The following is an 11,127-nucleotide window of genomic DNA, read 5'->3' on the forward strand; positions in this document are numbered from 1 at the left end:
AGGATGGTGGAGGGGCACGCTCCGGTTCTCCTGACCTTTTGGCGTGGTGATACCCTGAACGTGCCCCTCCACCGTCTACGACGGTCCCCCTCCCCCGGTGGGGGAGGAATTCAACCCCGCCTTTGCCTTAATCTCGGCAAGCTCCCCTCACCCCCTTCAGGGGGAGAGGGGCTGGGTGGTTGCAATTCCTCCCCGGCACGGGGAGGGGAACCATCCGAAGGATGGTGGAGGGGCACGCTCCGGTTCTCCTGACCTTTTGGCGTGGTGATACCCTGAACGTGCCCCTCCACCGTCTGCGACGGTCCCCCTCCCCCGATGGGGGAGGATTTGCAACCCCCTTCCCTTACCCCCTTGACGCCGCACGCGTTTTCCCGTCATGCGCTGCTTATGCGTTTCTTTTCCGACAATGCCGCCCCGGTGCATCCTGCCGTCATGCAAGCCATGGCCGATGCCAACCATGTCGACACCGCCTATGACGGTGACCAATATAGCGCGCGGTTGGATGCGGCGTTTTCCGATGTGTTTGGCTGCGATGTTGCCGTCTTGTGGGTGGCGACGGGCACCAGCGCGAATTGCCTTGCGCTTGCATCCATGGTGCAGCCGCATCAGGGCGTCATTTGCCATCGGGAGGCGCATATTGAGGTCGACGAATGCGGCGCGCCGGGTTTCTACACCGCTGGCGCGAAATTGATGTTGATTGACGGCGAAGGTGCAAAATTAACGCCCGCGACCGTCGCCACTACGCTCGACGCCATTCGCAACGATGTGCATCAGGTGCAGGCCGCCGCTGTGTCGATCACCAACGCCACCGAATATGGCATGGTCTACACCCCAGCCGAGGTCGCGGCTCTGGGGGCCTTATGCCGCGAACGCACGCTTGGCCTGCATATGGACGGCGCGCGTTTTGCCAATGCGGTGGCGCAACTGGGATGCGCGCCAGCCGATGTCACGGTGAACGCAGGGGTCGATATCTTAAGCTTCGGCTTTGTCAAAAATGGCGGCATGGGGGCGGAGGCTTTGGTCTATTTTGACCCAGCGCTCGCCGATGCCGCGCGCTATCGCCGCAAACGTGCCGGGCATTTGCAGTCCAAGGGCCGGTTCCTTGCGGTGCAATTGCTCGCCATGCTGAAGGACGATTTATGGCTACACAATGCGCGCGCCGCCAATGCCGCAGCGATGGTCATTGCGCAGGCGGCGGGTGATCGCTTGCTATACCCTGTGCAAGCCAATGAAGTGTTCCTGCGGCTAACACCTTTGGAGGCTGCTGCATTACGGGCGCAGGGCTTTGATTTTTACGATTGGGGCGTGGTCGACGATATATGGGGCGCGGCGCGGCTGGTGACCAGTTGGCAGCATACCGAATCCGACGTCGCCCCGTTGGCCCGCGCGATTGCTGCCTTGTGAGCGTCGCCGGAGGGGGACGCGCCGAAGAACCCGGTTTTCTTGCGCCACGGGTGTGGATACCCTTCATGGTGACGTCGCTGATCTGGGGGTCGACCTGGTTGGTGATCCGCGATCAATTGGGTACGGTGCCCACGACCTGGTCAGTGACCTATCGTTTCGTCGTGGCCGCGATCGGCATGTTCATCCTTGCCCTTGTGATGCGTCAGCCGCTGAAAATTGACCGGCCGATGGTCGGTTGGACGATGTTGCTTGGCCTGTTGCAATTCGGGATGAACTTTAACTTTGTCTATACGGCCGAACATTATGTGACATCCGGGCTGGTTGCGGTGGTGTTCGCCTTGTTGATTGTACCCAATGCATTGTTGGCCAAATATTGGCTTGGGCGGCCGATAAGCGGGGCGTTCAAATTGGGCTCCGTCATTGCCAGCGTCGGGGTGGGGTTGTTGATGTTGCAGGAATATCGCGCCGCACCTGTTGGCGGGGCGGATGTTCTGCTTGGGCTATCTTTGGTGTTATGCGCGGTGGCGACGGCGTCTGTGTCCAACGTGCTTCAGGTCACACCACGGATCGCGCGTTTTCCAACGATCACGATACTGGCATGGTCGATGTTGTGGGGCAGCATTGGCAATAGCATTTTTGCCTTCATCATGGATGGTCCGCCCGTTATCGACATGCGTCCCGGCTATATCGGCGGCGTCCTGTATTTAAGCATCATTGGCACGGTCGTAACCTTCCCGCTCTATTTCCGCCTGATCCGCGACATTGGCCCCGGCAAGGCGGCCTATACCGGCGTCGTCATTCCCGTGGTCGCGATGATCCTGTCGACGATATTCGAAGGCTATGTCTGGTCAACGCTGGCGCTGGCGGGCGGGGGGTTGGCCATGCTCGGTCTTGTCGTGGCGATGCAGGCGCCTAGGGTCAGGACCTAGCCCGCACCGCGCGTTTAGCTGAATGCCTTCAGTAGAACCGAAAGCCAGGTTCTTTCCGCTGCGGCAGGCGCAGGCGGTGCGAAGTCACCGCATTCAAGACATCTTGCCTGCACGCCTTTTACGCCCGTCAGCATTTCCAGGTCAGCCGCGACGCGTTGCATGAACAGGCTTTGCTGCCATGCGGCATGGGCAAATATATCCATCGGTGCGTTCAATTGCGCCTGCTTCGGCATCAACCCCTGAAGCAGCGTGTCGGTAAAACTGGTAGGCGGTTCGATATAAACCGCATGCCAACCATCCGGTTTCAACCCCGCCCGCTTTGCCGCCTCCGCCAGAGCATCGTTCATATTGCCTGACCGGTCGACTAAGCCAAGCTGGCGCGCGGTGCCACCGGCCCACACACGACCTTGTGCCACGGCGTCCACTTGCTCTGCTGTCTTTTTGCGCGCTGTGGCAACACGGGTCAGAAACTGGCGATAGCCATTTTCAATCGCGCTTTGTGCCACGCGGTCAAATTCGGGGCTGAAGCCGTTCAGGACATCGGGCTCACCAGACAAGGGCGTCGTCTTGACCCCGTCGGCATTCACACCGATTTTCGCAAGACCCGCCTCGGCGCTGGGGAGCACCCCGAAGATACCGATAGAGCCCGTGATCGTTGAAGGGTCGGCAAATATCACATCGGCGGGCAACGAAATCCAGTACCCGCCGCTTGCCGCCAGATTGGCCATGGACACGATAACGGGAATATCCTTGGCCTTAGCCGCGGCAATCGCGAGGCGGATTTTTTCGGACGCCGTCACTGAACCACCGGGCGAATCCACGCGTACGACAAGTGCCTTCAAATCCTTGGTATCAAGTGCCTCATAAATCAGCGCGCTGATGGTATCGCCAGCCGCTGAGCCGGGGCCGCCCTCACCATCAACGATGGTTCCCGCGACCGTCACAACGCCAATCTGCTCTCCAGCCGATGGCGGGCCGTAACTGGCCAGCAACGCATCCATAGGCGTATGCGCAAAGCCACCGGTCGTCTTTTTTTCATCGGCGCCAACCTTGCTGGCGATGAATTTTCCAAAGGCGATTTTGTCGCCCAATTTATCGACCAATTTTGTCGACAGCGCCAACTGGCTAAGGTCGCCCTTTGCCCCCTCAACCGCATTAGCGGGATTGGTCAGCAATTGATCCAATTGTGCTTGCGGGCGGGCTTTGGCGACGTCGGCTTTCCATTGGCCCCACACCTCATCATACACGCCCTTGATCGCCATTTTCGATTCCGACGACTGGTCAGACCGCATAAAGGGTTCGACGGCGCTTTTGAACGTGCCCACGCGATAGATATTGGCCTTTACCCCCAATTGGTCGAGCAATCCCTTATAATAAGGCTGCGATCCCCCTGGGCCTGCCAATAATGCACCGCCAAGCGGGTCCATCCAGATCTGCGTTGCGTGGGCAGCCAATTGATAGCTGTCATCGGTATATGCGGTTGCAAAGGCATAAACGGGCTTGCCCGCCTTTTTGACCGCATCAATGCTATCACCAATTGCGGTAAGGCTCGCTTGCCCGCCGCCCATGAAGCGTTCCATGTCCAATACAACCACTTTTATGCGCTCGTCGCTTTGGGCAAGCTTCAACGCACGAATGACGTCGCGTTGACGGATTTCACCGACAGGGGACGCCGACGAGGTCAGCGCCATCAGCGGGTCGATTTCGGCAGGCTGTTCGGCAACCACGCCATCAAGCTTTAGCAGCAATGCACCATCGCGAACCATCGCTGGGTTCGGGTTTGCATTCAACAGCGCAAAAATGGCCGCAAAGAAAAGCGCCAGAAACACCAGCACAAGCAGGTCCTTCACACCGACCAAAATTTTCCAGCTAACGCGCATAAACTGCATTTTTTGATATCCTTCAGAATCTTACGTCGAATGTAAGCATTTCAGCAGCAATTTCCACCAATGTTCGACAAAAAGTTTTCCCATGGAAAAATCATGCGGCCCGGAAACGCCTGAAATTGGGGCGGCAAAGGGCGCAGAAGCGACGCGGACAACAGAAAAGGGCCGCTAAAATGATCCAGCGGCCCTTAAACATGGGTCAGCGGTCGGACGCCCGCTGCCGGAAGTTGCTTTCATGCCGTGATCGGCATAGCCGACTTATTCAGCGGCCGATCTCCCGAACGGAATTGCCCGACCTCTTAACTGAACCATGAGACATCGGATCACCTCCTTTCGTTGAATGAAATTTGCTTGCATCAAACATTTACCTGCCCTCCGCAGGTTCGAAAGTGAATCAAACTGCGCTTACAAACAAGTCTTGTAATAAATTTTTTTTCTGCCAAAAATTATGGTTCTGCGCCGCGATAAATTGCGCCGTTATTATCATCGGCAATCTTCAACTATTCGTGCGATTTCCGCCCATGTCGGCAGAATGACGGGCTGCTGCCCCTCCATTTCAACCAACACGCGGCCACGGCTAAAGGCCATGGCATCCAAGATGGGATCGGTGGTTGCGATGTCGGCCGCCAAATAGGCCGGGTTTGCATCGCTTGCTGTCGCTGCCATCGTTTTTGTCATGGACGAGGTGCGGATGACCATGCGCGCACCCGGAGCAGATGCTTCACGCGATAATGTGACGCGGCGGTTCTGTGCATCGCAGCGAAAGTTGATGGTCGCGTTGCGTCCCGGCGCGCCGAACTGCGCAACCGAACCGCGGCCATCGCGGCGGTAGGTCCAAATGCCGGGCGTAAAGGGCCAGTCATTCCAATCACCCGTTAATCGCGGCGGTGGCGCGGCAACCACCATTGGCGGTGCCGACACAGTCTGCGGCGCAATTGGAGGGAGTGGCGCCGCGCAAGCGGCAAGGCCGAGAGCGGCGAAGAGAGTTAGGTGACGAGTTTGCATCATTTTGTCTTATGGCCAAATAGCCGACGCTGCGCTAGCGCGTTGCGGCATGGCGACCAAAAAAACACGATTAGATCAAATCATCCTTGATCGCGGCCTTGCCGAAAGCAAGACTCGCGCACAGGCGCTCGTCATGGCGGGCGTTGTCTATATTGGCGATGTGAAGGCGCAAAAGCCTGGACAGCAAATCGCTGAGGATGCCGACATCAGCGTGCGGGGCAGCGACCATCCATGGGTATCGCGCGGCGGCATTAAACTTGCACATGCGCTTGATGCGTTCGCCATTGATGTCACCCACAACATTGCCATGGATGTGGGGTCATCGACGGGGGGCTTTACCGATGTGCTGCTCACGCATGGCGCAGCCCGCGTCTACGCCGTCGACAGCGGCACAAACCAGCTCGCGTGGAAACTGCGGCAGGACCCGCGCGTCATTGTCCATGAACAAACCAGCGCGCGCATCTTGACCGACGCACACATAACCGAGCCGGTCGACCTCATCGTCTGCGACGCCAGCTTTATTGGCTTAGCCAAGGTGCTTGATCGGCCATTATCCTTCGCCAAAAGCAAGGCGCAGCTCATCGCGCTCATTAAACCACAATTTGAAGCAGGCCGCGAAGAAGTGGGCAAAGGCGGCGTTGTGCGGGACGCAGGCGTGCACACACGCGTTTGCAACGAGATTAAAATGTGGTTGGTCGAAAAAAATTGGACAGTACACGGCCTGACAACCAGCCCTATCACCGGGCCGCAAGGCAATGTCGAATTTCTGATATGGGCGCAAAATGCTTAAGCCCATATGCACAAGACGGCGTCCACGGCCTAAGGCCGCGGCCTAAGCCTTGTACATGCCGTTGACTCGCGGCGCGTACCGTTCACGAATGACATGACGGCGGATTTTCATGCTGGGTGTCATCTCGCCATTTTCGATGGAAAAGGGCTCATCCGCAAATTCGAACTGGCGCACTTTTTCGGTGACCGAAACATCCGCGTTCACGCGATCCACCGCAGCGCGCACAGCGGCGCGGAATTGGGGGTTGGCTTGCAGGTCGGCAAAGTCGTATTTCATGTCCTGCGCCTGCGCCCATTCCAACGCCCATTCGGGATCTGGCACGATGAGCCCGACAATATAGGGCCTTTTGTCGCCTGACACCATCGCCTGCAATATCTCGGGCTGAAGCGTGAGCATGCCCTCGATCTTTTGCGGCGCGATATTGTCGCCCTTATCGTTTACGATCAGGTCCTTTTTGCGATCGGTAATCGCAATCCGGCCAGCATCATCAATATGGCCAATGTCGCCCGTATGCAGCCAACCATCAATGAGAACGCGGTCGGTTTCGGCCTTGTTGCGCCAATATCCCTTCATCACCAAAGGTCCACGAACCAATATTTCGCCATCCTCGGCGATTATGACCTCCGTGTTTTTCAACGGCGGACCAACGGTGTCCATTTTGATACCTGCGCTTGGCCGGTTGCAGCTTATGACGGGTCCGGACTCGGTCTGGCCATAGCCTTGCAGCAGGGTAATCCCCAAGGATTGGAAGAACACCCCAATGTCGGGGTTCAGCGGTGCGCCACCGGACACCATGGCCTTCATCCGGCCGCCAAAGCGCGCCTGAATCTTTGGCTTGATCGTGCGCGATAAAATCAATCGCATCGGCGCATCGACGAGGCGCTTGCGCCCTGAATAGTCACGCTCTCCGATGGTGAGCGCCTTGTCGAGCAGATAATTTGGCAGTTTGCCCTGCTTTTCGACGGCCTTGATCATCCGTTGGCGCAGGACTTCAAAAAGACGCGGTACCACCACCATGACCGTCGGCCGCGTTTCTTCGATGTTGGAGGCCAGCTTCTCCAAGCCTTCGGCATAATAAATTTGCGCGCCAACGCCGATCGGCAGGAATTGCCCTCCACTATGTTCATACGCGTGCGACAAAGGCAGGAACGACAAGAACACTTCTTCTTCGTCCAAGCCAAAGTCTTCGCGCAGGACTGCCGCCGCGCCGTCGGCATTGTGCAGAATCGCGCCATGATGCTGCATCACGCCGCGTGGTGCGCCGCCTGTACCGCTGGTGTAAATGATGCATGCCAAATCGTCGCGGGTAACAGACGCCATCGCCGCTTCGCTGGCGCGCACATCAGCATCGGTGCCTTTGACCATATCGGACCAGTGATGCATCGACAATTGGCCCTGCTGCATCGCTGGCTGAGGGTCCATATCAATGATAAATTCCGCCTGCGACGATCGCATTGCCGCTGGCGTCAATGTCTTGGCAAGCTTGGCCGTCGATACGATGACGGCGCGCGCGTCGCTATTGTCCAAGATATGCTGATGATCGCGTTCGGTGTTGGTGACATAGGTCGGCACGGTAACGCAACCTGCCGCCATGATACCCAAGTCGGCGATGCACCATTCGGGCCGGTTTTCCGACACCAGCATCACCCGATCGCCCTTTTGAAGCCCCAGCCGACGAAGCGATTTTGCAAAGCCGGCAACTTGCCGGGCAGCGTCCGACCAGCTGATCGAATGCCAGGCGCCATCATGTTTTGCCCATAAAAATGGCGCATCGCCGCGGTGACGCGCACGTGCGAAAAACATTGTTACAAGATTAGGAAAGCTATCAAAATCGTCGAATTGCTCGGCAGCCACTCTTCTCTCCTAAGGAACATTTTGCAGACCAATATAGGACTCTCAAAAAATCACGCTAGCGCGCCAACGGGTTGGGTGCAACGTGCCGTTGGCGTTAACCGACATCCTCGGTCGGTGCTTCATCGACTGATCTTGGCACAGTTACTTTCACCTTGCCCTTGGCGTCGATGGTAGACGAGGTGCCCTCGCTGCGTGGGTCAGAGGCACCCGTCCAGCTATTGCCGACAAGCTGCGCACCGTTAACCTTTGAACCCAGATCGACCGGGCGGACCTTTTGCCCAAATGTACCAAGCCCATCGGCCATCGCCGACAGCATGGTATTTTGCTCGACCTCAAGACCGCCATCGCCAAAATAGATATTCGGCAACGCAATAGCCTGATCCAATGGCAAGCCAAAATCGATTACGCCAATCAATGTTTTCGTGACATGCATGATGATCCGTTTGCCACCCGCCGAACCCAGCGCCAGAACCGCACGGCCTTCACGATCAAAAACAATCGTGGGCGACATGGATGACAATGGCCGCTTGCCCGGCGCAACGCGGTTGGCAACGGGCGCACCGTCCTTTTCAGGCGCAAAGGTGAAGTCCGTCAGTTCATTGTTCAAAAAGAACCCGCCTGCGACGAGCTGGCTTCCGAAGGGGCCTTCAATAGTTGACGTCATATTGGCGATATTGCCATTGGCGTCGACTGCCGTGAAATGCGTCGTGCCAGCCACTTCGCTGGAAATCGCGGCTGTCCGCGGTGTGGCACCGGGCGGCTTGCCAGCAGGATAGTCACTACGCGCCTTTTCCGGATCAATCAGCGCCGAGCGCTGTTGTATATATTCGGGGTTCAAAAGCCCGGCGACTGGCACATCGACAAAGGCATCATCGCCCAGATATTTTTCGCGGTCTGCATAGGCCAACTGCATCGCTTGGCCAATCAGATACCAGCTTTTGGGGCTATCCTTGCCCGTGGCAGTCAAATCAAATCGCTGCAACGTGCCCAAAATTTGAAGCACGGTGGTTGCGCCCGACGAAGGCGGCGCCATGCCGCACACGACATACACCCGATAGGGCGCGCACACGGCCTGCTGCTCCTTGGCACGATATTGCGCGAGATCGCTCATCGTCATGTCACCAGGGTTCAGCTTGCTGGTAGTGACAGCATTCACAATCTGGCTTGCGACCGTCCCTGAATAAAAAGCGTCAGGCCCTTTTTTTGCCAGCAGCTTCAACGTCGCCGCAAGCTTTGGATTTTTAAGCCTCGTGCCCGCTTGCACTGGCTTGCCATTACGCCAATACATCGCCCGCGCTTCGTCGAAATTGGACCAAAGCCGCTGAATGCCCTGCAACCGTGACTCCAGCGTTTTGTTGACGATGAAACCCTTTTCCGAAAGGCGGATCGCAGGCTTAAACACTGTCGCCCACGGCAGCTTGCCCCATTTGCGGTGCGTTTGCGCCATCAGTTGTATGTTGCCCGGCACGCCAACAGAATGCCCCCCCTGAAACGCCGCAAGAAAGCCAAGTGGTTTGCCATCTGGTCCAACAAAACGGTCGGCTTTCGCCGCCGCTGGCGCGGTTTCCCGTCCGTTTATTGTCGTCAGCACACCTTTCGCGCTGTCCTGATACAGCAAGAACCCGCCGCCGCCGATACCGCTCGATTGCGGTTCAACCACCGTCAGCGCAAGCATCATCGCCATCGCCGCATCAGCGGCAGAGCCGCCCTGGCGCAGCATTTCCATTCCCGCTTCTGTGACCCGAGGATCAGCAGAAGACGTGACGCCGACATTTTCGGCGGTTGCCGCTTGGGTAAAAAGGATGGCGGATGCGGTGAACGCGAACAATGATTTTTTCATGTCCGCAACTTAGCCGCCTTCCGCGGATAAAGCCAAGCGCAGATTTATCCGTCGACGCCAATTGCCTCGGCTATGTTGGCAAACCCATCGGCCTGCAAAAGGCCCGCAAGCTGCGTATTGATCGTGCGCGCGAGGCCAGGCCCTTGATACACCAAAGCGCTGTAAATCTGCACCAAAGACGCCCCAGCGCGGATGCGGGCATAGGCGTCTTGTGCTGACGCAATGCCGCCCACGCCAATAAGCGGCATCTGTCCGCCGCTTGCCTTGCGGAAATCGACGATGCGTTGCTGCGCCATATCACGCAGCGGCGCACCCGATAGGCCGCCTGCCTCGCCTGCATGGCGTGATACCAGCGCGGGGCGCGATATCGTCGTATTGGACACAATCAACGCAGCGATGCCCCGCGATAGGGCTACGCCAACAATATCGTCGATATCGGCGGGTTGTAGGTCTGGGGCAACCTTCAAGAACACAGGCGTATCCCGCATCCGCGCCGCCATCACCTGCGCCAGCAGGTCATCCAGCGCAGCCTTGTCCTGCAAGGCCCGAAGGCCCGGTGTATTGGGCGAGCTGATATTGACGGTCAAATAATCTGCCAACGCCTCCATATTGCGCACGCCAATGACATAATCCGCCACACGGTCGGCGCTGTCCTTATTGGCACCGATGTTGATACCAATCGGCCCCTTACGCGCTTTATCTGGAATATTGCGCAGCCGCGATATTGCCGCCTGCTGGCCTTCATTGTTAAAGCCCATGCGGTTGATGACAGCTTCGTCCTCCAATAGGCGAAACAGCCGCGGCTTTGGGTTGCCCTTTTGTGGTAACGGGGTCAGCGTCCCCACCTCGGTAAATCCAAAACCGAGTCGCAGGATTTCGACAGGAACCTCTGCGTTTTTGTCATAGCCAGGTGCAAGGCCAACGGGGTTAGGAAACCGCACGCCCGCAAATGTCTGCGCAAGTATCGGGCTATGCGAACCAAGCGACGGAATCGGCAACATTTTTAGTGCAGCCAGCGACAGATTATGTGCGGTCTCGGCGTCAGCTTTGAACAAAAGGGGGCGTGCGAACTGGTACAACATGTCTGGGTCTATTCACGACTATCACGCTAGGTGCAACGCTCCGTTCGCGGTCTGGCTAGACCATTTTACCGCAATTTGGCCGAAATTGTCAAAACAATGTGCGTGCAATGACGATTCTGTGCAATCGCAGTTTTACATATTTTTACATATAGGCGGGGCGACCCGAGGACTTTGCTGTCGAAAGACAAAAGTTCTTTTCCTTTAAAGACCCGCTTTTGCGGGTCTTTTTTTTGGCTTCTGCCCTGCGCATGTTCAAACGAAGCTAGGGTCAGGACCACTTAAATCCACCTTCGCGGTTTGAGGCCATATTGTTCAGTGCAAGGCGGCAAGCGCAGGG

At 57.3% G+C, this 11,127-nt stretch carries 8 protein-coding genes; 3 read left to right on the forward strand and 5 right to left on the reverse strand.

Going from position 1 to position 11,127, the window contains the following annotated elements; all coding sequences use genetic code 11:
* Positions 1 to 387: 387 nt before the first annotated feature.
* Both HEQ34_RS13525 and HEQ34_RS13530 read left to right on the forward strand, forming a co-directional pair.
* Positions 388 to 1,404 (forward strand): low specificity L-threonine aldolase, encoded by a 1,017-nt coding sequence (locus HEQ34_RS13525; RefSeq protein ID WP_296201372.1) that lies wholly within the window; start codon positions 388 to 390, stop codon positions 1,402 to 1,404.
* Positions 1,401 to 2,333 carry an EamA family transporter gene (locus tag HEQ34_RS13530; RefSeq protein ID WP_296201373.1) on the forward strand — a complete coding sequence of 311 codons (933 nt, stop codon included), beginning with the start codon at positions 1,401 to 1,403 and terminating at the stop codon, positions 2,331 to 2,333. Before HEQ34_RS13525 ends, HEQ34_RS13530 begins: the two co-directional genes overlap by 4 nt.
* A 14-nt stretch (positions 2,334 to 2,347) precedes the next feature.
* On the opposite strand, the gene sppA is transcribed toward HEQ34_RS13530, so the two are convergent.
* A complete protein-coding gene (gene sppA / locus HEQ34_RS13535) occupies positions 2,348 to 4,222 on the reverse strand; it encodes a signal peptide peptidase SppA (protein WP_296201375.1) in 1,875 nt (624 codons plus the stop codon).
* 480 nt (positions 4,223 to 4,702) lie between these two features.
* On the reverse strand, positions 4,703 to 5,227 hold the full coding sequence (locus tag HEQ34_RS13540; protein WP_296201376.1) for a hypothetical protein: 525 nt from the start codon (positions 5,225 to 5,227) through the stop codon (positions 4,703 to 4,705).
* 46 nt (positions 5,228 to 5,273) lie between these two features.
* Here HEQ34_RS13540 and HEQ34_RS13545 point away from each other — a divergent pair, with 46 nt between their 5' ends.
* A complete protein-coding gene (locus HEQ34_RS13545; protein ID WP_296201378.1) occupies positions 5,274 to 6,014 on the forward strand; it encodes a TlyA family RNA methyltransferase in 741 nt (246 codons plus the stop codon).
* A gap of 42 nt (positions 6,015 to 6,056) precedes the next feature.
* Here the strand turns inward: HEQ34_RS13545 and HEQ34_RS13550 are convergent, their stop codons facing one another.
* The 3 genes from HEQ34_RS13550 to HEQ34_RS13560 form a co-directional block, all read right to left on the reverse strand.
* Positions 6,057 to 7,817, reverse strand: coding sequence for a long-chain fatty acid--CoA ligase (locus tag HEQ34_RS13550; RefSeq protein ID WP_296201384.1), 1,761 nt, complete (start codon positions 7,815 to 7,817; stop codon positions 6,057 to 6,059).
* 145 nt (positions 7,818 to 7,962) lie between these two features.
* Positions 7,963 to 9,708 carry a gamma-glutamyltransferase gene (gene ggt / locus HEQ34_RS13555; RefSeq protein ID WP_296201380.1) on the reverse strand — a complete coding sequence of 582 codons (1,746 nt, stop codon included), beginning with the start codon at positions 9,706 to 9,708 and terminating at the stop codon, positions 7,963 to 7,965.
* 44 nt (positions 9,709 to 9,752) lie between these two features.
* Positions 9,753 to 10,790, reverse strand: coding sequence for a quinone-dependent dihydroorotate dehydrogenase (locus HEQ34_RS13560; protein ID WP_296201382.1), 1,038 nt, complete (start codon positions 10,788 to 10,790; stop codon positions 9,753 to 9,755).
* Positions 10,791 to 11,127: the final 337 nt, after the last annotated feature.

This window comes from Sphingorhabdus sp., from assembly GCF_023910635.1.
Lineage (GTDB): Bacteria > Pseudomonadota > Alphaproteobacteria > Sphingomonadales > Sphingomonadaceae > Sphingorhabdus_B.

Bases quoted from the DNA above. Each gene is read 5' to 3' on its own strand.
- HEQ34_RS13525 (WP_296201372.1), top strand. From the start codon at position 388: ATGCGTTTCTTTTCCGACAATGCCGCCCCGGTGCATCCTGCCGTCATG.
- sppA (WP_296201375.1), bottom strand. From the start codon at position 4,222: ATGCAGTTTATGCGCGTTAGCTGGAAAATTTTGGTCGGTGTGAAGGAC.
- HEQ34_RS13540 (WP_296201376.1), bottom strand. From the start codon at position 5,227: ATGATGCAAACTCGTCACCTAACTCTCTTCGCCGCTCTCGGCCTTGCC.
- HEQ34_RS13545 (WP_296201378.1), top strand. From the start codon at position 5,274: ATGGCGACCAAAAAAACACGATTAGATCAAATCATCCTTGATCGCGGC.
- HEQ34_RS13550 (WP_296201384.1), bottom strand. From the start codon at position 7,817: ATGTTTTTCGCACGTGCGCGTCACCGCGGCGATGCGCCATTTTTATGG.
- ggt (WP_296201380.1), bottom strand. From the start codon at position 9,708: ATGAAAAAATCATTGTTCGCGTTCACCGCATCCGCCATCCTTTTTACC.
- HEQ34_RS13560 (WP_296201382.1), bottom strand. From the start codon at position 10,790: ATGTTGTACCAGTTCGCACGCCCCCTTTTGTTCAAAGCTGACGCCGAG.